This is a genomic window from Micromonospora sp. B006, from assembly GCF_003408515.1.
GTDB classification, from domain to species: Bacteria; Actinomycetota; Actinomycetes; order Mycobacteriales; family Micromonosporaceae; genus Micromonospora; species Micromonospora echinospora_A.
Genome location: NZ_CP030865.1, coordinates 2,690,062 through 2,712,162 on the forward strand (window position 1 = coordinate 2,690,062; position 22,101 = coordinate 2,712,162).

The 22,101-nt window shown below is 74.3% G+C and carries 22 protein-coding genes; 13 read left to right on the top strand and 9 right to left on the bottom strand.

What is annotated here, in order from left to right; all coding sequences use genetic code 11:
- The first annotated feature begins 2 nt into the window (after positions 1-2).
- From MicB006_RS12840 to MicB006_RS12905, 13 genes are all read left to right on the top strand, one after another.
- A complete protein-coding gene (locus MicB006_RS12840; RefSeq protein ID WP_116506254.1) occupies positions 3-611 on the top strand; it encodes a glycine zipper family protein in 609 nt (202 codons plus the stop codon).
- Complete coding sequence (locus MicB006_RS12845) at positions 608-1,288, top strand: carboxypeptidase-like regulatory domain-containing protein (RefSeq protein WP_116506256.1); 681 nt, start codon at positions 608-610, stop codon at positions 1,286-1,288. The genes MicB006_RS12840 and MicB006_RS12845 overlap by 4 nt, the downstream gene beginning before the upstream one ends.
- A 16-nt stretch (positions 1,289-1,304) precedes the next feature.
- The gene (locus MicB006_RS12850; protein ID WP_116506258.1) at positions 1,305-2,561 is read left to right on the top strand and encodes a phage tail sheath subtilisin-like domain-containing protein; all 1,257 of its coding nucleotides are present in this window, start codon (positions 1,305-1,307) and stop codon (positions 2,559-2,561) included.
- A 1-nt stretch (position 2,562) separates the two neighbouring features.
- Positions 2,563-3,045 carry a phage tail protein gene (locus tag MicB006_RS12855; RefSeq protein ID WP_073828408.1) on the top strand — a complete coding sequence of 161 codons (483 nt, stop codon included), beginning with the start codon at positions 2,563-2,565 and terminating at the stop codon, positions 3,043-3,045.
- A gap of 1,515 nt (positions 3,046-4,560) precedes the next feature.
- Complete coding sequence (locus MicB006_RS12865) at positions 4,561-5,319, top strand: hypothetical protein (RefSeq protein ID WP_116506261.1); 759 nt, start codon at positions 4,561-4,563, stop codon at positions 5,317-5,319.
- Positions 5,316-6,887 (top strand): contractile injection system protein, VgrG/Pvc8 family, encoded by a 1,572-nt coding sequence (locus MicB006_RS12870; protein WP_116506263.1) that lies wholly within the window; start codon positions 5,316-5,318, stop codon positions 6,885-6,887. The genes MicB006_RS12865 and MicB006_RS12870 overlap by 4 nt, the downstream gene beginning before the upstream one ends.
- Positions 6,887-7,225, top strand: a complete 339-nt coding sequence (locus tag MicB006_RS12875; protein ID WP_116506265.1) for a hypothetical protein — start codon at positions 6,887-6,889, stop codon at positions 7,223-7,225. The genes MicB006_RS12870 and MicB006_RS12875 overlap by 1 nt, the downstream gene beginning before the upstream one ends.
- The gene (locus tag MicB006_RS12880) at positions 7,222-7,662 is read left to right on the top strand and encodes a GPW/gp25 family protein (protein WP_116506267.1); all 441 of its coding nucleotides are present in this window, start codon (positions 7,222-7,224) and stop codon (positions 7,660-7,662) included. Before MicB006_RS12875 ends, MicB006_RS12880 begins: the two co-directional genes overlap by 4 nt.
- Positions 7,659-10,280: a putative baseplate assembly protein gene (locus MicB006_RS12885; protein WP_116506269.1), complete on the top strand. Its 2,622-nt coding sequence runs from the start codon at positions 7,659-7,661 to the stop codon at positions 10,278-10,280. The genes MicB006_RS12880 and MicB006_RS12885 overlap by 4 nt, the downstream gene beginning before the upstream one ends.
- Complete coding sequence (locus MicB006_RS12890; RefSeq protein ID WP_116506271.1) at positions 10,261-10,896, top strand: phage tail protein; 636 nt, start codon at positions 10,261-10,263, stop codon at positions 10,894-10,896. Before MicB006_RS12885 ends, MicB006_RS12890 begins: the two co-directional genes overlap by 20 nt.
- Complete coding sequence (locus tag MicB006_RS12895) at positions 10,893-11,813, top strand: hypothetical protein (protein ID WP_116506273.1); 921 nt, start codon at positions 10,893-10,895, stop codon at positions 11,811-11,813. The genes MicB006_RS12890 and MicB006_RS12895 overlap by 4 nt, the downstream gene beginning before the upstream one ends.
- A complete protein-coding gene (locus tag MicB006_RS12900; protein ID WP_116506275.1) occupies positions 11,810-12,286 on the top strand; it encodes a hypothetical protein in 477 nt (158 codons plus the stop codon). The genes MicB006_RS12895 and MicB006_RS12900 overlap by 4 nt, the downstream gene beginning before the upstream one ends.
- Before the next feature lie 18 nt (positions 12,287-12,304).
- Positions 12,305-13,069 carry a hypothetical protein gene (locus tag MicB006_RS12905; protein WP_116506277.1) on the top strand — a complete coding sequence of 255 codons (765 nt, stop codon included), beginning with the start codon at positions 12,305-12,307 and terminating at the stop codon, positions 13,067-13,069.
- 12 nt (positions 13,070-13,081) lie between these two features.
- On the opposite strand, the gene MicB006_RS12910 is transcribed toward MicB006_RS12905, so the two are convergent.
- The 9 genes from MicB006_RS12910 to MicB006_RS12950 all read right to left on the bottom strand — a co-directional run bounded on the left by MicB006_RS12910 (position 13,082) and on the right by MicB006_RS12950 (position 21,977).
- Positions 13,082-14,344: an ABC transporter substrate-binding protein gene (locus MicB006_RS12910; protein WP_225980721.1), complete on the bottom strand. Its 1,263-nt coding sequence runs from the start codon at positions 14,342-14,344 to the stop codon at positions 13,082-13,084.
- A gap of 138 nt (positions 14,345-14,482) precedes the next feature.
- The gene (locus tag MicB006_RS12915; RefSeq protein WP_116506278.1) at positions 14,483-15,097 is read right to left on the bottom strand and encodes a bifunctional 4-hydroxy-2-oxoglutarate aldolase/2-dehydro-3-deoxy-phosphogluconate aldolase; all 615 of its coding nucleotides are present in this window, start codon (positions 15,095-15,097) and stop codon (positions 14,483-14,485) included.
- The gene (locus tag MicB006_RS12920; protein ID WP_255419523.1) at positions 15,094-16,044 is read right to left on the bottom strand and encodes a sugar kinase; all 951 of its coding nucleotides are present in this window, start codon (positions 16,042-16,044) and stop codon (positions 15,094-15,096) included. The genes MicB006_RS12915 and MicB006_RS12920 overlap by 4 nt, the downstream gene beginning before the upstream one ends.
- Before the next feature lie 65 nt (positions 16,045-16,109).
- A complete protein-coding gene (locus MicB006_RS12925) occupies positions 16,110-17,000 on the bottom strand; it encodes a PmoA family protein (protein ID WP_116506283.1) in 891 nt (296 codons plus the stop codon).
- Positions 16,997-17,617: a hypothetical protein gene (locus MicB006_RS12930; protein WP_225980722.1), complete on the bottom strand. Its 621-nt coding sequence runs from the start codon at positions 17,615-17,617 to the stop codon at positions 16,997-16,999. Before MicB006_RS12930 ends, MicB006_RS12925 begins: the two co-directional genes overlap by 4 nt.
- 5 nt (positions 17,618-17,622) lie before the next feature.
- Positions 17,623-18,492, bottom strand: a complete 870-nt coding sequence (locus MicB006_RS12935) for a carbohydrate ABC transporter permease (protein WP_116506287.1) — start codon at positions 18,490-18,492, stop codon at positions 17,623-17,625.
- The gene (locus MicB006_RS12940) at positions 18,489-19,469 is read right to left on the bottom strand and encodes a carbohydrate ABC transporter permease (protein ID WP_047892450.1); all 981 of its coding nucleotides are present in this window, start codon (positions 19,467-19,469) and stop codon (positions 18,489-18,491) included. Before MicB006_RS12940 ends, MicB006_RS12935 begins: the two co-directional genes overlap by 4 nt.
- A 20-nt stretch (positions 19,470-19,489) precedes the next feature.
- Positions 19,490-20,833, bottom strand: coding sequence for an ABC transporter substrate-binding protein (locus MicB006_RS12945; protein ID WP_116506289.1), 1,344 nt, complete (start codon positions 20,831-20,833; stop codon positions 19,490-19,492).
- A 97-nt stretch (positions 20,834-20,930) separates the two neighbouring features.
- The gene (locus MicB006_RS12950; protein ID WP_043323558.1) at positions 20,931-21,977 is read right to left on the bottom strand and encodes a LacI family DNA-binding transcriptional regulator; all 1,047 of its coding nucleotides are present in this window, start codon (positions 21,975-21,977) and stop codon (positions 20,931-20,933) included.
- Between the last annotated feature and the right edge of the window lie 124 nt (positions 21,978-22,101).

Consider the following 22,101-nt stretch of genomic DNA (forward strand, 5'->3'; position numbering starts at 1 on the left):
CCATGATCTTCGGCATCCTCAGCGCCGCCGTCCAGGTCGTCTTCGGCGCCGTACTCGGGCAACTCGCCGCCGGCACCGTCGGCCTGCTGGTCGGCGCGGTCGTCGGACTGCTCCTCGGCGCGCCCTTCGGTTGGGCCTCCGCCTCCGCCGGCACGTACGGCCCCGACCCGAAGGGGATCTTCCTCTTCGTGGTCGACCACACCTGGAGCCTGCTCAACACGTTCGCCGGGGCGCTCTTCCTGGTCCTGCACCTGGTCTTCGGCCACCAGCTCGACCGGATCGTCTCGGCCGGCAGCGGCCGGGTCAACGTGATCGAGGGCGTCTCCCCCCGGTACGCCACCACGATCGGCACCGTGTGCGCCGGCTCCAGCCCGGGCATCCAGCGCCACGAGGACGTGCACGTGTTCCAGGCCCGGCTGCTCGGCCCGTTCTACCTGCCGCTCGTGGCGCTCAACTACGTGCTGTTCACCATCGCCCCGGTGTGGCTGCTCTGGCACGACCACACCAACGCGCCGATCAACCGGTTCACCCGCTACTTCGAGATCGGCGTGTACCCGCACGTCTGGAACGAGGCCATCGCGTACCGGATCCAGGGGACGCCACCGCGATGACCGGCGCGATCGAGGCGGCCGTCGCGGACGTCGCGAGCTGGCTGACCGGAGCCGCGGGTGAGCCCGTACCGGTCGGTCCGCCGCGCGACGACCCCGACGGCGGCCTCACGCTCTGGCCGCTGGAGCTGCGGCCGGCCCGGCAGACCGCCACCGGCGGCGCGGCGCGCGAGCCGTACCGGTTCGTGGTCCGGCTGCTGGTCGCGGGCGGCGGGCCGGCCGCCCTCGCGGCGCTGGACCGGGTGCTCGCCGCCGCCACCACGGCGGGCCGGCCGGAGCTGGTGCTCGCCACCGGCGACCCGGCGCTGTGGCGGGCGCTCGGCGTGGCGCCCCGGCCGGCGCTGCTGCTGGACGTGCCGGCCCGCATCAACCGGCCGGTCCCGGCCGCGCCGCCGGTGCGGCACCCGCTGCGACTGCGGCAGCTCGGCATGCGCACGCTCGACGGCCGGGTGGTCGGCCCGCAGGACCAGCCACTCGCCGCCGTCCGGGTGGAGCTGGTGGGCAGCGCCCAGGCCACCGAGACCGACGCCGCCGGCCGGTTCCGGCTGGCCGGCGTGCCGCACGACCCCGACTCGCCGGACGCCCCGGTGCGGATCCGGCTGATCGGCGCGGGCCGCGTCCACACCGCCGAACTCGACCCGGACGGCGACCACCTGATCGTCGTCCGCGCCCCCGACTGACGTCCGAGGAGGACCGATGCCCACCTACTTCTCCCCCGGCATCTACGTCGAGGAGGTGCCCAGCGGGGCCCGCCCGATCGGACCGGTCGGCATGAGCACCGCCGCCTTCGTCGGGGTCGCGCCCAACCGGACCGCCCACGTCGGCGAGGCGCTGGCGGTGAACAGCTGGACCGAGTTCCTGCGGCTGTACGCCGACGGCGAGCACCTGGAGAGCACCCCGCTGGCCCGCGCCGTGTTCGGCTTCCTGGACAACGGCGGCACCCGCTGCTGGGTGGTGAACGTCGGCGAGGGCGGACGGCTCACCGGCACCGGCGGGCGGCGCGGCGGCCTGGAGCTGCTGGAGGCGATCGACGAGGTCTCCATCCTGGCCGCCCCCGGCTACCACGACCCGGTCTCGCACGAGGCGCTGATCAGCATGGCCGAGCGGCTGCGCACCATGGTGGCCATCTGCGACCCGCCGCCCGAGGTCACCGACGTCTCCCGGCTCACCCGGGTCGCCACCCCGGGCAAGCCGCCCAAGCCCGCGTCCGCCGGCTCGGCCGCGTCGGCCGACAAACCCCCCGAGGGTACGCCGGGCGACGCCGACGACGAACCGCCCGGCACCGGCGGTGACCGGCCCCGGCAGTCGGACTACGCCACCTACTACTTCCCGTGGATCCGGGTCCGCGACCCGCTCAGCGGCGACCTCGTGCTCACCCCGCCGAGCGGGCACGTCGCGGGCATCTGGGCCCGCACCGACGCGCTGCGCGGCGTGCACAAGGCGCCCGCCAACGAGCCGGTACGCGGCGCCGTCGACCTCGCGTACCGGGTCACCCGCCCCGAGCACGACGTACTCAACCCCAAGGGCGTCAACGTGATCCGGTTCTTCGCCGGGGAGGGCATCCGGCTGTGGGGCGCCCGCACGCTCGCCGCCGAGGCCAGCGAGTGGCGCTACCTGAACGTGCGGCGGCTGTCCATCTCCATCGAGCAGGCCATCGCCAACGGCACCCGGTGGATGGTGTTCGAGCCGAACGACTTCACGCTGTGGCGCTCGATCCGGCGCGACATCGGCGCGTTCCTCACCCGGGTGTGGCGCGACGGCGCGCTGCTCGGCCGTACGCCCGAGGAGGCGTTCTTCGTCAAGTGCGACGAGGAGACCAACCCGGCCGACGTCCGCGACGCCGGAATGGTGGTGGCGCACATCGGCATCGCGGTGGTCAAGCCCGCGGAGTTCGTGGTGTTCAAGCTGAGCCAGTGGGCCGGCGGCACCGAGACCGAGACGATCGGAGGCTGACATGCCCACCACCGCGACGCCGCAGCCGGGAGCGCCCGTCGACCCGTACCGGGCGTACCACTTCAAGCTGCTGATCAACGGCGTCACCAACGGGCACTTCACCGAGGTCAGCGGCTTCGAGGTGGCGATACCGGCGCTGTCGTACCGGGAGGCGGGCAACGAGCGCATCCGGGCCGTGCCCGGCCAGGTCGAGTACGCCCCGGTCACCCTCCACTTCGGCCTGACCAGCTCACGGGAGCTGTGGGACTGGGTGAACGCGGCGGCGAAGGGCACCGTCAACCGGCGCAACGTGTCGGTGGTGCTGCTGGACCCGGCCGGCACCGCCGAGGTGCTGCGCTGGAACATGATCAACGCCTGGCCGACCCGGTGGCGGGGCGCCCACCTGAACACCCTGTCGCAGGAGATCGCCATCGAGGCGCTGACCCTGGCGTACGAGGGTCTGGAGTTGGAGGCCGGCGGTGCCGCCGCCCCGGCGACCGCGTGACCGGCTGGCCGGCGCGCTGCGGGCCACCGCCGACCGTCTGTCCGGTCCGGGCCCGGCCGCGGACGTGCCGCCCTCCCCCGGCCAGCCGCCCGAGCACTGGCGGCGCCTGGTGGCGGCGCACGCCCCCGGCCTGCTGCGCGACCTTCACCCGCCCGCCGATCCTCCCGCGCTCTCCGCTCCTCCCCCGCCCGCCGATCCTTCCCCGCCCCCCGCTCCTTCCCCGACCTCCGCTCCTGCCCCGACCTACGTCGAACGGCGCCAGAGGGGCCGGTGGCGGAACTGGATGGCACGTTTGATCAACGGACTCGCCGCTTCCCGCAACGGCCCGCCGAGATCTTGGTACGAAAGGGCCCCCACAGGGGCCGTTTCCTACCAAGATCTTCCGCGGGTCTTGGAGGGTGGGACGGGGATCTCGGGTGGTGAGAGATCCGCTGGGCGGCTCGGACGGGGTGCGGCACTGCCCGGGCTCGGAGCGGCGTCCACACGGGCGGACGGTGTGGAGGGCGCGGCGGGGCCGGAGACGTTCCCGCCGACGGTGGACACTCGGTGCCGCTCGGGCCAGGCGGTACGACCCGACCGTGCCGGGTCACGTGAGGACTCTCCGACGTGCGGGTGCGTGACGTTACGCGGTCCGGCCGGACCGGCATGCGTCGCCGATGGGTCCGGATCGCGGGACGCCTTCGGCAGACCACACACCCACGGCACCCCGGCCACCGGCACCGGCACCGGCACCGGCACCGGCGGGACAGCAACAGCCACAGAGAGCACAGCGACCGCCGGTGCCGGACGAACAACAGGGGTAGGAACCAGTAGCGCCGGCACCGGCAGCAGTGATCGCAACGGCGCCGACAGGTCCACCGGCGCCGGCGCGCCCACCAGCGCCGACCGGCGCACCGGCCCGGCCAGCAGCCGGGACACGGTCGGATCGCCTGGTCACGTGAGCTTCGGCGAACCGGACCGGCCGGCGCCGTCCGAGCGGCGGCCCGACCTCGATCGGGTGGGCGCGCTCCGGAACCTCGCACAGCTCGACCGGTGCCGGGCCCGGCACCGGGACGACAGAGCGGACGTGCCGCCCGATCGAGGGGACGTGCTCCCGCTCGTCTTCGCGGCTGCGCCACTGTCGTCGCCTCCCGGACCGGCCGCACGCACCAGGGGCGGTCGAACCGGATCGGCGAACGGTCGCGACGGGACCGGGGACGGAACCGTCGCCCGGTATCCGGGGCGGGCCGCCGGCTCACCCCACCCGGACGGACACGACCCGACGTCCGGCGGCGAGTCCGGGGCGAGGCAGGGGCAGCGGCCCGGGCGGCCCACGTACGGCGGCCCGTGGCCGGCGCTGCCGGAGAACTCCGGCCCGATCCGCACGACGGGCCCGGTGTCGACCGGGATGACGGACGGCGGTGGGCCAGGCGCGGACCTGTGGCCGGCGCTCCCGGCCGAAGCGGCGTGGCAGCCCTCGCGGACCACGCCGTGGAGTGACACGGCCCGGCTGGACCGGGAACAGGCGGGTGACTGATGGAGCGCGTCGCCTTCCTCGTGGACGAGTCCGGCACCCGGGTCGACTGCCTGCTCAACCCGGAAACCGTGCAGGTGACCCGGCTGGCCGGGGTACGCCCGCGCTGCGGCCCGGACGGTCCGCTGACCGGTGCCGGGCTGGCCGACGATCCGCTGGTCTTCACCGGCGGCGGCCGTACCGAACTGGTCCTCGATCTGCTCTTCGACGTCGACTTCGTCGAGTCGCCGGCCCGGCCGCAGGACGTGCGCGCGCTGACCCGGCCGTTGTGGATGCTCGCCGAGAACTCGACTGTCGAGCACGGCTGGCTGCGCCCGCCGCTGGTGCGCCTGGTCTGGGGCAAGACCTGGAACGTCCCCGGCGTGATCACCGCGATCGCGGAACGCTTCGACGCGTTCACGCTCACCGGCACACCACGGCGTTCCTGGTTGCGGCTGAAGCTGGTCCGGGCCGCGGAGAGCGCCGAAGCGGCACGCGCCGGATTCGAGGAGGAACTGGCCGCGGCGAGCACGCCTGCCGTCGCACCCGGCTCGGCGGTGGTCGCCGCCGCCGACGGCGCGGCCGAGCCGGGCTGGTCCGGGGTGCGCTTCGACCTGCTCGCCCACGACGCGCTGGGCTCGCCGCTGCGCTGGCGGCTGCTCGCCGAACACAACCGCATCACCGACCCGCTCACGGTGCCCGCCGGCACGGCGCTCGCCGTCCCGCCGGTCGGTGCCGCCACCGTCCCGCCGGATGCCGTCACCACAGGGGGTACGCCGTGAGCCGGGCCGCAATTGTCACAGTCGACGGCCGGCCGCTGGCCGACCCGGCCCGGCTGCGCGCCGTCCGGGTCGCCGCCCGCCTCGACCGCCCGGCCCGGTGCGAGCTGACGCTCGCCGCCGCCCCCGGCGCGGGCCCCCTCGACCCTCCGGTACGCCCCGGCGCCACAGTCGACGTGCGCCTCGACGGGCAGGCGGAGGCGCTGTTCACCGGTGAGGTGACAGCCGTCGAGCGGGAGTACGCCGGTGACGGCGTGCCGCTGGCGCGGATCCGGGCGTACGACCCGCTGCACCGGCTGCGCAAGCGCCAGGAGCTGCGCGTGTTCGAGTCGGTGACCGCCGCCGAGCTGGCCGCCGACCTGTGCGCCGGGCTGGGGCTGAGCGTGGCGGCCGAGGACGACGGGCCACGCCTGGACCGGCTGCTCCAGCACCGGCACACCGACCTGGACCTGCTGTGCGAGGTGGCCGGCCGGGCCGGGCTGCACCTGAGCGTGGACGGCGACCGGTTGCGGCTGCTCACGCTGGACGGCTACGGGGAGCCGCTGCCGCTGACGCTCGGCGAGACGGTGCACGCGCTGCGGATCACCGAGAACCTGGACCGGGCGGGCGCGGCGTGCGCCGTCCTCGGGTGGCACCCGCAGCGCGCGGAGGCGCTGGGCCAGCGCGCGGACGAGGCCCGCAGCGGACGGCGTATCCCGCTGCGCCCGGAGCCGGGTGACGTCGGCGCGGACGGTGTCCGTACCGCTGTCGACCAGCCCGGCCGCAGCGACGACGAGCTGGCCGCGCTGGCCCAGGCCGGGCTGGACGCCCGGGTGGCCGCGCTGGTCACCGCCGAGGGCACCGCGGAGGGCGACCCGGCGCTGCGGCCCGGCCGGCGGATCGCGCTGGCCGGCGTCCCCGAGCCGGTCGCCGGGGTGTACGTGCTCACCGAGGTGGTGCACACGGTGGACGCCGACGGGCACCTGACCCGGTTCGCCACGGCGCCGCCCGGCCCGCCGCCGACGGCCGCGCCCCCGGCCGCGACGGTCACGCTCGGCACCGTCACCGACATCGACGACCCGGACGGGCTGGGCCGAGCCCGGGTGACGCTTCCCGCGTACGGGGATCTGGACGCCGGCTGGCTCGCGGTGCTCTGCCCGGGCGCGGGCCGGGGCAAGGGCATCGTCGCGCTGCCCGACCCGGACGACACCGTGCTGGTGGCGCTGCCCGGCGGCGAACCGGCCTCGGGCGTGGTGCTCGGCTCGCTGTTCGGCGCGGTCGAGCCGTACGACACCGGGATCGTGTCCGGGCGCTCGCGCCGCTGGTCGATGCGGACCGGCACCGGGCAGTCCATCGTGATCGACGACGACGGGCGGACGCTGCGGCTGGCCACCGACGCGGGCAGCTTCGTCGAGCTGCGTCCCGAGCTGACCACCGTGCACGCCGCCGGTGACCTGGTGCTCTCCGCGCCCGGCCGGGCCGTCGTGGTACGCGGGCGCACCGTCGACTTCCTGCACGCCCCGGCGGCCGAGGACGCCGAGACCGCCGCCGCCCAGGCCCGTACGCTCGCCCGTTCCGCCGGAGGTGGCTGATGCGCTGGATCCACCGCGACTCGCTGATCACCTGCGGACACGACGGGCGGGTGAGCAACCGCCCGTCCCAGCAGTGGGTGACGGTCCAGGCCGTGCCGGTGCTGACCCGTCCCGACCCGGAGGGCCGTGACATCACCGCCTGCCCGAACTACGGCCCGACGATCAAACCGTGCCTGCACACGCTGACCGTCACTGTGGGTTACAGCACGTGGGTGCGGGTGGACCGGCAGCCGGTGGTGTTGTCGCACCTGGACGGCCTCACCGACGGCACCCCGCCGGGCACCGTGCACCACCAGGTACGCGACGTGCGGCAGAGCTTCCTGGGGGCGGACGCATGAGGGCCTTCCGCTTCGTCGGCGCCGGCTTCGACGCCGGCCGCGCCGGTGGTCTCGCGCTCACCGCCGCCGGCGGGCTCGCCATGACCGACGGCGACGAGACGGTACGCCAGGCGCTGTACCTGCTGCTGTCCACCACGCCCGGGGAACGGCTGATGCGCCCCGGGTACGGGTCTCGGCTGCACCGGCTCGTGTTCGCGCCGAACGACGACACCACGGCCGGGCTGGCGATCCACTACGTGCGGCAGGCGATCCGCCGCTGGGAGCCCCGGGTCGAGGTGCTGGACGTGGACGCCGGCCCGGACCCGGACGGCCCGTGGCGCCTGGTGATCCGGCTCGACTACCGGGTCCGGGCCAGCCTCTCCCCCGGCCACCTGGTGTTCTCCGTCGACCTGCTCCCCGCCGACGAGGAGACCGCAGACGAGGAGGGCACGTCATGACGCTGCCGGTGCCGCACCTGGACGACCGCGCCTTCCTCGACCTGGTCACCGAGGCCCGGGAACGCATCGCCCGGTCCTGCCCGGACTGGACCGACCTGTCGGCGCACGACCCCGGGATGGCGCTGGTGGAGGCGTTCGCCTACCTGACCGAGGTGATGATCTACCGGCTGAACCAGTTGCCGGAGAAGGCGTACGTGGCGTTCCTGAACCTGCTCGGTGTCACCCGGCACCCACCGGCGGCGGCCTGGGTGTACGTGCGCCTGACCCGTACCGGCCCGGATCGCGGCCCGGTGCGGGTGCCGGCCGGCACGCGGGTCGCCGCGGCCCGCGGCGCGGACCCCCGGCCGGTCGTCTTCGTGACCACCGAACCGGCGGTGCTGCCCGCCGGGGAGACCACGACGACGGTACGCGTGCACCACTGCGAGCCGGTCGAGGCGGAGCTGCTGGGCACCGGCACCGGGCAGCCCGGTCAGGTGTTCCGGGCCGCCCGCGCGCCACTGACGCGTACCACCGAGGCGCTGGACCTGCTGCTCGGCGTGGAGGTGCCGGCGGGCTCGGTGGAACTGGGCGCGGCGGCCCGCGAGCACGAGGGGCGCACGTACGAGATCTGGCGGCCGGTGGACAGCTTCGCCGGTGTCGGCCCGCAGGCGAAGGTCTACCTGGTGGACCGGGCGTCCGGGGTGGTCACGTTCGCCCCGGCGCTGGACCTGCGCCCGGTCGTGGGCGCTGCGGCCGTCGAGGGGGCGGCCGGGGCGACCACAGTGGCGGCGGTGCCGCCGGCCGGGCGGCAGGTGCGGCTCTGGTACCGCTGCGGCGGCGGGCCGGCCGGCAACGTGGCAGCGGGTGTGCTGACCAGCCTGCGCGACCCGCTACCGGGGGTGAAGGTGGACAACCCGGCGCCGGCCACCGGCGGGCGGGACCTGGAGTCGCTGGAGTCGGTGCTGGCGCGCGGACCGTACGAGTTCTTCGCCCAGCAGCGCGCGGTGACCGCCCGGGACTTCGAGATCCTGGCCACCGGCCCCGGGGCGGTGGCGCGGGCGCGGGCGTTCACCCGGGCCGCCGTCTACAGCTTCGCCCGGCCCGGCGAGGTCGAGGTGGTGCTGGTGCCGTACGTGCCGGACGCGGCCCGCCCCGGCGGACGGCTGCCGGTGGAGGTGCTGCGCGAGCACGAGGTGGAGGAGGCCCGCCGCCGGGTCGAGGCCGACCTGGAACGCCGCCGTGCCCTGGGTACGGCGGTGCGGGCGGGCTGGGCCCGCTACAAGGCGGTGTCCATCCAGGCCCGGGTGGTGGTGCGCCGCGAGGAGGACGTGGACGCGGTACGCCGCCGCATCCACGACCGGCTGCACCAGACGCTCAGCCCGCTGCCCACGCCGCTGAACCCGGCCGGCTGGGCGTTCGGCGAGCCGCTGCGCGCCTCGAACGTGTACCGGATGCTGGAGCACGCCGAGCCGGGCGTGCGCTACGTCGAGTCGGTGCGGTTCGTGGTCGACGAGGCGCCCGACGCGCAGGTGCGGACCGTGGCCGTGGACCAGTACCAGGCCGACACCTGGTACGCCGGCGGCGGCCCGGTGCTGTTCCGCTCCACCAACGCGGGGGCGGGCTGGGAACCGGCCGGCCGGTTCGACGGCGAGACCGTGGTGCGGGTGGTGCCCGCGCCCGCCCCGGTACGCCCCGGCGTGGTCCCCCGGCCCGGTTCGCTGGCGGTGGTGACCACCCGCGACGCCGGAGGCTCCCGGGTCCGGCTGAGCACCGACCTGGGCGAGACGTGGACGCTGCTGACCGACCTCGACTCCGGCGTCCGCGATCTGGCCTGGATCGACCGTGACGGCACCGGCGCGCTGCTGCTGGCCACCGACGCGGGCCTGTACGAGGTGCCGCTGCTGCCCGGTGCCGTGCCGTTGCAGATCCTGGTCGACCCGGCCGACGCGGACCGGGGCTTCTACGCGGTGCGCGCGTTCGTCTCCGAGCGCGGCGCGCCGGGGGTGGCCGTGGCCGCGCAGGCCGGGTTCGGGGTCTACCTGTCCACAGCGGCCGGACGGCCCGGCACGTTCGCCCACGTCGGCCTCGCCAACGTCGACAACCGGGTGCTCGCGGTGCAGTACGACGGCCCGGCCACGCTGCTGTGGTGCGGCGCGGGCGAGCCGGACCCGAAGAAGCCCGGTCAGGGCTGCCACCGCACCCGGCTGTTCGAGTCGGACGTGAAGTGGCAGTCGATGGCGTCCGGCTGGATCGGCGGCACCTGCCGGGACCTGGCGTTCAGCGGCCCGCTCGCGCTGGCCGCGACGCAGAGCGGCGGCGTGGTCCGCCTCGACACGCTCGCCGGGCAGCCGCAGTGGTCGCCGGTGATGGTCAACTGCGGGCTGCCACTGCGGGACCGGACCCGGTTCGTCCCGGTCGACGCCATCGCCGCCACCGCGCCCACCGGTACGTCAGGCGGCGGGCGGCTGGTGCTCGCCGGTGGTGAGCGCGGCGTGTTCCGCAGCGGCGACGGCGAGGACTGGACGGCGAGCGCCAACCAGGCCACCGCCGACGTGGTCACCGTCCCCGGCACCTGGCTGCTCTGCTCCGGCGAGCACGACATCGAGGTGGTGCGGCAGGATGCGCCGAGCGGCGATTGAGCGGCTGCTGCCCGCCGCGTACCAGCGGGCCGCCGGGCCGGGCAGCGCGCTTGGCGCGCTGCTGGACGTGATGGAGGCGCTGCACGCCCCGGACGAGGCGGTGCTCGCCGACGTCGACGCGCTGTTCGGGCCGTACCGGACGCCGGACGGGTTCGTGGCCTACCTGACCCGCTGGGTGGCGATGGACCACGTGGTCGCCGCGCCCCGCGCCGACGCGCCGCTGCCGTTGCCGGTGGGCCGGCTGCGGGACCTGGTCGCGCACGGCGCGCTGCTGGCCCGCTGGCGCGGCACCCCGTACGGGATGCGGACCGCGCTGGAACTGGCCACCGGCGTGACCGGGTTCGCGCTGGACGAGCCGCCCGAACGGCCGTTCCACCTGGTGGTGCGGGTGCCGCCGGCCGCCGCCGACCGGCTCGCGCTGGTCACCCGCATCGTCGAGGCGGAGAAACCGGCTGCGGTCACCGTCGAGGTCGTCGCTAACCCCGGCCCGCCCGAACCGGCGCCGCCCGAGCCGGACGACGCCGAGCCCGCCGCCGGGGTGGCGACGGTCCGCGCTGTCGGCCGGGCCCACGTACCAGCACCCCTGCCCCACGATCCGCCCGAGGAGCCGTCATGACCACCGAATGGACAGTCGTCGCCGCCGCCGAGCAGTTCACACTGGACGCCCGCAACAACGGTGAGCTGACGTTCACCGTGTCGAACCCGGGCACCGCGCCGGACACCGTCGTGTTCGACGTCGCGCCCGGTGAGGGCAGCCAGCGGGCCTGGTTCACGGTGGCCGAGCCGCAGCGGGTGGTGCCCGGGCAGGGCTCGGTGTCGTTCCTGGTGCGCCTCGCCGTGCCACCAGGCACGCCGCCCCGGCGCTACGACATGACCGGGTTCGCGTACTCGGCGAACACCGCGCCGGAGGAGAGTTCCCGGTCCAGCGGCCGGGTCACGTACGACGTGCGGGCTGTCGTACCCCCGAAGCGCGCGCCGTGGCCGTGGATCGCGGCCGCCGCGGCGCTGGTGCTGGTCGTGGCCGGGGTGGTGGCCTGGCTGGTGACCCGCGGACCGGACACCCCGGCCCCGCCGCAGGCGAATGCGGTGACAGTAGAGGCGGAGACGCTCGTCTCCGGCGCGGCGGTGCAGTCCCCCACCGGCGCGAAGGCGGAGGTGGTGGCGCAGAAGAACTGCTGCGACGTGGTGTGGTCCGGTGACGCGCAGTTGTTCTTCCTGGGCCGGGCCGTGGGCGACCGGGTGACGGTGCAGGTGGACCTGCCGGCCGACGGCACCTGGCGGTTCTCCACCGTGCGGACCACGTCGTTCGACTACGCGAACACGATCTGGCTGGTCGACGGCCGGCAGGTCGGCGACACGTTCTTCGGGTTCACCCCGACGGTGGTCCGCACCGACGAGGTGGACGTGGGCACCGTGGAGCTGACCCGCGGCCCGCACAAGCTGACGCTCGTGGCGGTGAGCAAGACCCAGGGCACCGACAGGTACTTCGCCGGGGTGGACGAGATCCGCTTCACGCCCGTCGTCCGGCCATGACCGGGCGACAGAAGGTGCTGCTGGTGGCGGTGGCAGTGCTGCTGGTGGCGCTGTACGTGGTGGCGGTGGCCGGGCACCGCGACGACCCGGGCGACCCGGCGGACGGGCCGGGCGCGCTGGCTCGCCTGGGGCGCGGGTCCGGGACGGTCGACCCGGCGACGGTGGCGGTGAACTGCCTGCCGCCGGCCGCCGAACCGGCCACCACCGCCGACGGGGTGACGCTCACCTTCGGGACGGTGTGCCGGCTGCGGGTGGCCGACCCGGGCGCGCTGCGCACGCTCGTGCTGCGCGGCACGACACCGTTCCAGGTGACCGCCCGCGCGCCCGGCGACGCGGACGTCACGGTCACCGACGAGGTCGCGTCCGACGCGAACGGCCCGGCGGTGGCGAAGGTGGCCGTGGACCGGGAGACCGAGGTGCTCCTGCGCTGTCCGGGAGGTGGCGGATGCGCCGTCACGCTGGCCCGGTCCTGACCGGGACGGAGACGCGGCATGGGTGAGTTACGCAAGCCGTTCCTGCTGCTGGCCCTGCTCGCGGTGGCGCTCGTGGTCGGCGTGGAGATGGGCGCGGCGGCGCTGACCGGCGGCGGGGACGCCGGCGGCGCGCTGCGGGACAGCGCCGGTCAGCTCGGCGTCGAGCTGGGCGACGTCGGCGCGGTGTCCGAGCCGTCCGGGCGGGGCATCGGCTATCTCGCGCTGATCGACGTGGTGGCGCTCTGGACGACCGGGCTGTTCTGCCTGAGCCTGGTGCTGCCGGACCGGGTCCAGGGCCGGGTGCAGGGCGTGGCCACGCTCGTCTTCTCGATCGTGCTTCTGCTGGTGTCGCTGGTCCTGCTGATCGTCGCGTTCGTCGAGCTGACCGTGATGGTGTCGCTGTTCCTGGCGCCGCCGTTCGGCACGCTGGCGTACCTCGCGGTCTGGGGGTTCTTCCCGGTCGACGACGCGGCGGTGCTGCTCGGGCTGGCGCTGCTGCTCAAACTGGTCTGGGCCGCTCTGCTGCTCGCCGCCCAGCCCCGGTTCCTGCGCAACAAGGGCCTCGTCGCGCTGGTGCTGACCACGCTGCTGTGCACTGTGGTGCTGCAGTTCCTGCACGCCCTGGTGCCGGTGATCCTGGTCAGCATCCTGGACGACCTCGGCGCCGTGGTGTTCGCCGTGGTGGCGCTGATCTGGGCGCTGGTGCTGCTGATCGGGTCGATCCCGGCGATCGTCAAGGCGATCCGGACCACCGCCACCACGTCCGGCCGTACGGTCAGGTGACCGCGCGTCCGGTCAGGCGATCGCGGCCGAGGCGGCGGCGACGAACTGTTCCGCCGCCCGAGCCGGGGTGGCCCGGGCGGACTGGGCGTTCTCGGCGGCCTTGACCAGCTCGGACTTCACCGTGCGGTGTCCCCTGAGCGGGGGTCGCGGGCCGTCGCCGAACGTCTTCGCCAGCTCCGAGTCGAACCGGATGGACCGCTTCAGGGCCGGATCGGTGAGCTTGGCGCGCAGGTCGACGTTGGGCGGCAGGCCGCGGTCGGTGCCGAGCAGCACCACCGCTTCGGGATCGTTGAGCATGAAGTTGATGACATCGACAGCGACGTCCTTCTTCCTGCTGCGGCTGTGCACCGACCAGTACGTCTCGGCGCGGGCCCACTGGCCGCTCGGGTCACCCGGGTACGCCACCACGCCCAGTTCGTCAGTGGTGCTCTTCTGCAGGTCCGGCAGCTGACCGGCCCAGACCCAGGACGTGGCCGCCCGGCCGGTGACCACCAGCTGCTTGGTGGCGTCGCTGGTGTTTCCCTCGCGGATGACGTCCGGCGCCGGCGTCGCTCTCCGGTCGCGGGCGCCGGACCACAGCGCGAACCACCGGGTCACGTCCTCGACTGTGAACCCGAGGCTCTTGTCCTGGTACAGCTCCTTGCCCTGCTGGCGCAGCCACACCCAGAACGCCTTGTAGTCGGCGCTCGGATCCTGCGTACCGGGGACGCCTGTCTTCTTCGTCACCTGCTCGGCCCAGACGATGTGCTGCTCCCACGTCATGCCGGTGGTCGGCTCGGACAGCCCGTGCCTGGTCAGCAGCGTCCTGTTGTAGACCAGGCCCTGGGTGTTCCCCCCGGCGGGAACTCCGACGAAACTGCCGTCCACGTATCCGTACCGCCAGAGGCTGTCGTGCATCGGGCGGGTCTCCAGCTTGCGCGCCCCCTGGTAGTAGAGCAGCCCGGCGAGCGTCCGCCGCGCCGCGTACTCGGCCAGGTGGTCGTCGTCGATCTGGAAGATGTCCGGCGCCTTGCCGCCGGCGGTGAGCGTGGCCAGCCTGTCGAAGTAGCCCGGCTCGGTCTGCCAGGTCTTCGTGAAGGTCACGTTCGGGTGCTTCCTCGTGTAGAGGGCCAGCACGCCGTCGGTCAGCCTGGCCCGCGCGTCGGTGCCCCACCAGAAGACGGAAAGCTCGACCGGGGCGTTCGGGTCGACGGAGGCGTCCTCGTCGTCACTGCATGCGGCCGTGGCCATCACCGGCACCCCGGCCGCCCCGGCCAGCAGGCCACGCAGCAGCAACCGCCGCGACAGAGGGCTGGAAAGCGGCGCGCCGTCGGCGCGCCTGGCAAGAGCGCGGATCAGATCCTCCTCGGCCGCCGGTCCTGGTGTCGGCTACGAAGATACGGTCGTCGCGCCACCGGACCCGCCACGCGGCGGTCAGGTGACCGCGCCGCCGGCCGCGAGCGTGGCCAGGCGCGGCAGTTGCGACGGGTCGGTGAGCGCCGACCCGACCGCCACGCCGCGCGCCCCGGCGGCGAGGAAGTCGCCCGCGTTGCCGGCGTCGACACCGCCGGTGGCCACGAACCGGGCCTCCGGCAGCGGCCCGGCGACCGCGCGGAACCACGCCGGGCCGAGGCTGACCGCCGGGAACGCCTTGAGCCACACCAGGCCGTGGTCGAGTGCCCGCTGCGCCTCGGTCGGGGTGGCCACGCCGGGCAGGTGCGGCACGCCGAGACCGGCCGCCGCGTCGGCCACCGCCAGATCCAGGCCCGGCGCCACCGTGAACGCCGCCCCGGCGGCCACCGCGTCGTGGACCTGCGCCGGGGTACGCACGGTGCCCGCGCCCACGATCCGGTCCCGCCGCCGCCCGGCCGTCACGGCGGCGCGCAACGCCGGCACCGCTTCCGGGGTACGGATGGGCACCTCCACCACGGCGATGCCGAGATCCCAGGCCAGTTCCGCCAGCCGTACCGTCTCACCGGGCGGCAGGTCGCGCAGGATCACCATCACCCGCGCGTCGCCGAACAGGGCCTCGAAGTCGTGCCCGCTCATCTTCTGCTTCCTCCCCTGACCGGCTCGGTCCACATCGTCTCCGGCAGCGCCAGCGCGTGCGCGATCGTCTCCGGGTCCGGCGGCGGGGCGTTGTCGCCCGGCACGGCCAGCACCGGCGCCGCGGTCAGGTGCCCCAGCCGCAGGCAGGCTCGCAGGTCGAGGCCACGCAACAGCCCGGAGAGGAACCCGGCGGCGAACGCGTCTCCGGCGCCGACCGGCTCGACCACGTCCACGGGCAGCGCCGGCACGAACACCGCCGGCCCGGTACGCGGCAGCGCCGTCGCGCCGACCGGACCGTCCTTGACCACCACCAGCTCCGGGCCGGGCAGCAGCGCACGAACAGCGGCCGGATCGTCCGCCGACCAGAGCACCGCCGCCTCGTCCAGCCCGACCAGCACCACGTCGGCCCGGTCGGCCAGGTCACGCAGGACCGGGCCGGCCCGGTCGGCGGGCCAGAGCGCCGGGCGGTGGTTCACGTCGAAGCTGACTCGGGCGCCGGGCAGCGCCCGCCCGTCCAGCGCGGACACGAGCAGGTCACGGCAGGTGCCGGAGAGCGCGGCGGTGATGCCGGACAGGTGCAGCAGCCGCGCCCCGGCCAGCCCGGGACGCGCGAGGTCGGCGGCGCCGAGGCGGCTCGCGGCCGACCCGGCGCGGTGGTAGTGCACGCGGGTGCCGCCCGGCCCCGGATCCTTCAGGTAGAGCCCGGTCGGCGCGTCCGGATCCACTGTTACCAGGCTGACGTCCACGCCCGCGGCGGCGACCTCGGCCACCACCCGCCGCCCGAACGGGTCGTCGCCCACCCGGCTGACCCACGCCGCGCGGTGCCCGAGCCGGGCCAGCCCGGCCGCCACGTTGGACTCCGCGCCGCCCACGCCGACCGCCAGCCGCGCGGCGTGCTCCAGCGACCCGCCGTCGGCAGGGGCGAGCACCACCATCGTCTCGCCCACGCAGACCACCTCCGGCCTGCTCCCGGCACCGCCTCGGTCCACGACCGCGGCACCAAGCGACTCGCTCACCGGACGACCGCCGCGTCTACCCGGGCCGCGATGTCGGCCGGGTCGAGGTGGCCGTCGGCGACCAGCACCCGGTGCCGGTTGTGCCGGGGCCGCCCGGCAGCGACCACCGCCGGGCTGTCGAACGCGTACGCGACGCAGACGCCCGGGTACATCGCGGTGCGCACGAACCACCTGTCGCCCGGCCCCAGACCGGTGAACACCAGCGTGTACGCGCCACCGCCGGGCGCGGAGGCGGACAACGCCAGCCAGGGCGCGGCCGAGCCGTTCACCGCCTCCTCGCCCGCCGCCTCGGCGGTGCGCACCCGCGCTTCCCCGTCGGCCACGGCACGCCAGAAGAATCCGCCGTGCCCGGCGCCGCCCGGGCGGCCGTTCGTGGCCGGGCTGCCCAGACGCACGTCGGCGCCGGTGGCGGAGGTGAGCGTGGCGGACAGGTCCAGCCACCAGGCGTCCTCCCCGGCCGGGATGGCGGTGATCCGCCGGTGCTCGCGCAGCAGCACCCGGCCGTGCCGGTCGCGCCACTCCAGGTCGTGGTCGAGCCGGTCGGCGGTCCGCTCCCGCCAGCCGGTGTGCGCGATGACGCCGTGGTCGTCGCGCCAGGTGTAGCCGGTGCCGCGCACGTACGTCCGGCCGCCCCACAGGTTGACGCCGTCCACGTCCTGCACGGCCAGTGACGCGCCGAGGTGCCAGACGTGGTCGGCCGGGAGCGCGTCGGTGACCAGGGTGCCGGCCCGGGTCCGCACCGGATGCAGGTACGGCCGGGGCCCGTGGCGCGGGTCCAGGTCGGGACGGACGAGGTACCGCGCCACCTCGACGCCGTCCACCACCAGCCGGGGTTCGGCGTCGGCAGGGCTCTGCTCGGCAGCGGGGGAACGAGGTTCGGGGGTCACGTCGGGTCCGGGGCGGGAACCGGGCGGCGGGCGTCCAGCGCGTGCAGCGCGGCGAGGGCGTACCCGCCGAGGATCGGCACCGCGACCGGCGTGACCAGCACGCCCAGCAGCACAGCCAGCGCGCAGATGCCGGAGGCGGCGGCCCACACGCCGGGGCGCTGCGGGCAGGAACGCGCCACCTCACGGGCGGCCGTCCGCCAGCCCCGGCCGCCGGTGCGTCCGACCGCGACGGCGACCAGGCCCGCGTACCCGAGCACTGCCGCCACCACCACGGCGGTGAGCGCGAGCACGGGCCCGCCGCCGGGCACCCGGCCGGTGGCGAGCGCGACCAGGTCGGCGGCGAGCAGCGCGACGGCGGCGAGCGCGACGGTGCTGACCGCCAGCCCGGCGGGCAGCGCGCGGCCGAACCGGGCCAGGCTGGTCCGCGCGTCGGGCCAGGCGCCGGTGACCGACCTGTCGTGCAGCGCGGCACTGGCGGTGGCGAGCGCCGGGGCGAGCGTGAGCACCGGCAGCGCGGCGAGCGCCACGGCGAAGCCGAGCAGCGCCAGGTCGGTCGCCTCGCGCAGCGTGGCCCGCCAGTCGCCACGGGCCGGCACGGCATCGGGATGGGCGGACACGGCGGTCATCCCTTCAGTCCGCTGGTGTTGATGCCCTCGACGAGCATCCGCTGGAAGGCCAGGAAGAACAGGAACACCGGCAGCAGGGACAGCACCGACATGGCGAACATCGGGCCGACGGCGCTCTGGCTGGTCGAGTCGATGAACAGGGTCAGCGCCACCGGGACCGTGTAGTCCTCCAGGCTGGACAGGAACACCAGCTGCCGGAAGAAGTCGTTCCAGGTCCAGATGAACGAGAAGATCGCCGTGGTGACCAGCGCCGGGCGGCTCAGCGGCAGGATGACGTGCCGGAACACGCCGTACGGGGACGCGCCGTCGATGGTGGCCGCCTCGTCCAGCTCGCGCGGGATGCCGCGCATGAACTGCACCATGAGGAAGACGAAGAACGCCTCGGTGGCCAGGAACTGCGGCACCAGCAGCGGCAGGTACGGCCAGTCGCCGCCGACCAGGCCGAGGCTGCGGAACAGGATGTACTGCGGCACGATCAGCACGTGCCCGGGTAGCAGCAGCGTCCCGATCATGACGGTGAACCACAGCTTGCGCAGCCCGAACCGCAGCCGGCCCAGGGCGTACGCGGCGAGCAGGCAGGACAGCGCGTTGCCGACGACGGTGAGCCCGCTGACCAGCACGCTGTTGAGGAAGAACCGGCCGAAGCTGATGTCGAAGTTGGTCCAGCCGTCGAGGTAGTTGCCGGGGGTGAACCGTTCCGGCAGCAGGCCGACGTTGTTGACGATCTCGGCCTGCGACTTGACCGAGGTGCCGAGCATCCAGAACAGCGGGTAGAGCACCACCGCGACGATCGCCACGAGCACGACGAGCCGCAGGACGTTCCGGCCGCTGCCCGGCCGGCGGCGGGCGACAGGAAGCGCCGTCATGAGTCGTCTCCGTCCGAGTAGTGCACCCAGAACCGGCCGGTGCTGAAGAAGACGGCGGTGACCACGCCGATCGCCACCAGGAACACCCACGCCATCGCCGACGCGTAGCCCATCTCCAGGTCGGTGAAGCCGGAGATGTAGAGCTTCAGCGTGTACATGAGGGTGGAGTCGACAGGGCCGCCGGTGCCGTTGCTGAGCACGAACGCGGCGGTGAAGCCCTGGAAGCCGTTGATCGTCTCCAGCACCAGGTTGAAGAAGATCACCGGGGAGAGCATGGGCAGGGTGACCGCGCGGAAGCGCCGCCACGCCCCGGCGCCGTCCACCGCCGCCGCCTCGTACAGCTCGGTGGGCACCTGCTTGAGCCCGGCCAGGAAGATCACCATGGGCGCGCCGAACTGCCAGATCGCCAGCACCATCAACGTCTCCAGCGCCCAGTCCGGGTCGCTGACCCAGGGCAGCCCCTCGACGCCGAACAGGGCGAGGAACGAGTTGAACGCGCCGTCCCGGTTGAACATGTTGACCCAGACGATGGCCAGCGCGACGCTGCCGCCGAGCAGCGACGGCAGGTAGAACAGGCTCCGGAACAGCCCGACACCGCGCCAGGCCCGGTTGAGCAGCAGCGCCACGCCGAGCGCGGCGGCCAGCTTCAACGGCACCGCGATCAGCGCGAACGTCAGCGTGACCCGCACCGCGTGCCAGTACGACGGGTCGGCGGTGAACATCCGCTCGTAGTTGGCCAGCCCCACCCACCGCACCTCGGACAGCGGCGTGAGGATGTCGTAGTCGGTGAAGCTCAGCCAGAGCGACAGCAGCATCGGGATCGCCGTGACGCCCATCAGTCCGATGAGCCAGGGCGAGAGGAAGACGTACCCCGCCAGGCCCTCGCCGAGCCGGGCCCGGCCGGCCCGACGCCGCGTGGGGCGGGGGCCGGCCGGTCCGGTGCGCGGGGTCCGGCCGGGCGCCGTGGTGAGAGCCACGGGACCGGTCCTTTCGTGGGTCAGGCGATCGCGGACTTGCAGGCGGTGACGAACTGCTCCGCCGCCTGAGCCGGGGTGGCGCGGCCGTACTGGGCGTTCTCGGCGGCCTTGACCAGCTCGGACTTGACCTTGCTGTGCCCCTTGATCGGCACCTGGGGCGAGGCGCCGAACTTCTGCGCCAGGTCGGACTCGACCTGGATGGACTGCTTCATGGCCGGGTCGGTGGCGGTCTCGCTGACCTTGGCGCGCAGCTCCATGTTCGACGGCAGACCGCGGTCGGTGCCGAGCAGCGCGACCGCCTCCGGGTCGTTGTTCAGGAAGTTGATCACGTCGACGGCGACGTCCTTGTGCTTGCTGCCCTTGAACACCGACCAGTACATCGAGGCGCGCGCCCACTGCCCGCTCGGGTCACCCGGGTACGCGACCACGCCCAGCTCGTCCTTGGTGTTCTTCTTCAGGTCCGGCATCTGGTTGACCCAGACCCAGGAGGTCGCCGACTTGCCGGTGACCACGAGTTGCTTGGTGATGTCGCTGGAGTTGCCCTCGTGGATGACGTCAGGCTTCGGGGTGGCGCCCCGGTCCCGCGCGCCCTTCCACAGCTCGAACCACTTCGTCACGTCCTCGGCGGTGAAGCCGAGCTCCTTGCCGTTGTACAGGTCCTTGCCCTGCTGGCGCAGCCACACCCAGAGCGCCTTGTAGTCGGCGCTCGGGTCCTGGGTGCCGGGCACCTTCGTCTTCTTCGCCACCTGCTCGGCCCAGGCGATGTGCTCCTCCCAGCTCATCCCGGTGGTCGGCTCGGGCAGCCCGTTCTTGGTCAGCAGCGTCTTGTTGTAGACCAGGCCCTGGGTGTTCTCCCCGGCGGCCACCCCGGCGAGCTTGCCGTCGACCACGCCGTACTCCAGCAGGCTCTTGGGGAACTTCGACACGTCGAGCTTGCCGGAGTCGCTGTAGCTGCCCAGGTCGAGCGTGGTGCTGCGGCCGGCGTACTCGGCCAGGTAGTTGTCGTCGATCTGGAACAGGTCCGGCGGGTTGCCGCCGGCGGTCAGCGTGGCGAGCTTGTCGAAGTAGCCCTGGTTGGCCTGCCAGGTCTTCTCGAACGTCACGTCCGGGTGCTTCTTGGTGTAGAGGGCCAGGGCGTCCTCGGTGAGCTTGGCCCGGGCCTCGCCGCCCCACCAGAAGACGGAGAGTTTGACCGGGCCGCCGTCGTCGCCGGCGGAGTCGTCGCCGCATCCGGCCGCGCCCAGGGCGAGCGGCACGGCGAGCGCGACGGCGGCCAGGCCGCGCACGAGTCGGCGTCGGGTCACAGGGGTACGGTGATGCCGCCCGGCGGGTACGCCGGCGGTGGGGGACGTTGCGGGGTGCATCTGCGCTCACTCCTCGGCTGTGGGAGGCGACGACGTCACCGGCGGCCGTCCACGGGCCGCCCGGGTCCGCAGTGCTGTGCGGGCCCGGGCCACCTGCTCAGGCCCCGGTGCCGTCCCGGCCGGGCGCGGGGACGGGCCCGGTCGAGTCGCGGACGACCAGTTCGGTCTGGAGCATTACCTGTGCGGTGGTGCGACGGTCGCCGGCCGCCGCGCCCCGGCCCCGGGCGCCACGTGGCGCGTCGGAGTCCAGTTGCAGCAGCATGTCGACGGCCGTCCGGCCGGCGGCCGCGGTCGGCGTGGCCACCGTCGTCAACTTGGGGCGGGTGAGCCGGCTCAGCGCGATGTCGTCGACGCCGACGACGCTCACGTCGTGCGGCACCCGCGTCCCGAGCGCGTCCAGCCCTTCGATCAGGCCGATCGCCATCAGGTCGTTGTAGGCGAGCACGGCGGTGACGCCGCTGCGGCGTACCTGTTCGGCCAGGGCGCCGCCGCCGGTCTCGGTGGGCTGGTTGGGTCCGAGGACGGTCAGCTCCGCTGAACCGCTGCGGGCGGCGGCGGTCGCGGCGCGGCGCATCTCCCGGGCGGTCCAGGAGCCGCGCGGGCCGCCGAGCAGCGCGATCCGGCGGTGGCCGAGCCCGAGCAGGTGCTCGATCGCAGCCCGGGCGCCCTGGCCGACGTCCATCATCACGCAGGGCAGGCCGGCGACCTGGCGGTTTATCACCACCACCGGAACCTCGCGGCTGACCTGCTCGATCAGGCTGTTGCTCATCCGGGGGCTGCACAGCAGCACGCCGTCGACCTGCTTGGCCAGCGCGTGGACCAGGTCCTCCTCGGCGACCGGATCCTCGTTGGTGTCGGCCACGAACACGTGGTAGTCGCGGTGCCGGGCCTGCCCCTCCGCCGCCTTGATCAGCGGCGGGAAGAACGGGTTGGCGATGTCGGCCACGATCAGGCCGATGTTGTGGGTGCGGCCGGTGATGAGGGCCCGGGCGGCCCGGTTGGGCCGGTAGCCGAGGTCCTCCGCGCAGGCCAGCACCCGGACCCGGGTCTCCGGGTTGACCAGGTGCGGGGCCGAGAACGTACGGGACACGGTGGAGATGTGCACACCGGAGGCGCGGGCGACGTCCCGGATGGTGGCTGGCACGGCGGGCTCCCTCGTCCGATGTGGTGGGGGTCACGGGTGCCGCCCATTAATGCAAACGGTTGCGCCCGTGTCAACGGTCCATTGTTGCGGCTCGATTGCGTCGACGGTCCCGGTGGGCGCGCGA

Coding starts and splice junctions, on each gene's coding strand:
- MicB006_RS12840 (WP_116506254.1), top strand. CDS start 3: ATGATCTTCGGCATCCTCAGCGCCGCCGTCCAGGTCGTCTTCGGCGCC.
- MicB006_RS12845 (WP_116506256.1), top strand. CDS start 608: ATGACCGGCGCGATCGAGGCGGCCGTCGCGGACGTCGCGAGCTGGCTG.
- MicB006_RS12850 (WP_116506258.1), top strand. CDS start 1,305: ATGCCCACCTACTTCTCCCCCGGCATCTACGTCGAGGAGGTGCCCAGC.
- MicB006_RS12855 (WP_073828408.1), top strand. CDS start 2,563: ATGCCCACCACCGCGACGCCGCAGCCGGGAGCGCCCGTCGACCCGTAC.
- MicB006_RS12865 (WP_116506261.1), top strand. CDS start 4,561: ATGGAGCGCGTCGCCTTCCTCGTGGACGAGTCCGGCACCCGGGTCGAC.
- MicB006_RS12875 (WP_116506265.1), top strand. CDS start 6,887: ATGCGCTGGATCCACCGCGACTCGCTGATCACCTGCGGACACGACGGG.
- MicB006_RS12880 (WP_116506267.1), top strand. CDS start 7,222: ATGAGGGCCTTCCGCTTCGTCGGCGCCGGCTTCGACGCCGGCCGCGCC.
- MicB006_RS12885 (WP_116506269.1), top strand. CDS start 7,659: ATGACGCTGCCGGTGCCGCACCTGGACGACCGCGCCTTCCTCGACCTG.
- MicB006_RS12890 (WP_116506271.1), top strand. CDS start 10,261: ATGCGCCGAGCGGCGATTGAGCGGCTGCTGCCCGCCGCGTACCAGCGG.
- MicB006_RS12895 (WP_116506273.1), top strand. CDS start 10,893: ATGACCACCGAATGGACAGTCGTCGCCGCCGCCGAGCAGTTCACACTG.
- MicB006_RS12900 (WP_116506275.1), top strand. CDS start 11,810: ATGACCGGGCGACAGAAGGTGCTGCTGGTGGCGGTGGCAGTGCTGCTG.
- MicB006_RS12905 (WP_116506277.1), top strand. CDS start 12,305: ATGGGTGAGTTACGCAAGCCGTTCCTGCTGCTGGCCCTGCTCGCGGTG.
- MicB006_RS12915 (WP_116506278.1), bottom strand. CDS start 15,097: ATGAGCGGGCACGACTTCGAGGCCCTGTTCGGCGACGCGCGGGTGATG.
- MicB006_RS12935 (WP_116506287.1), bottom strand. CDS start 18,492: ATGACGGCGCTTCCTGTCGCCCGCCGCCGGCCGGGCAGCGGCCGGAAC.
- MicB006_RS12945 (WP_116506289.1), bottom strand. CDS start 20,833: ATGCACCCCGCAACGTCCCCCACCGCCGGCGTACCCGCCGGGCGGCAT.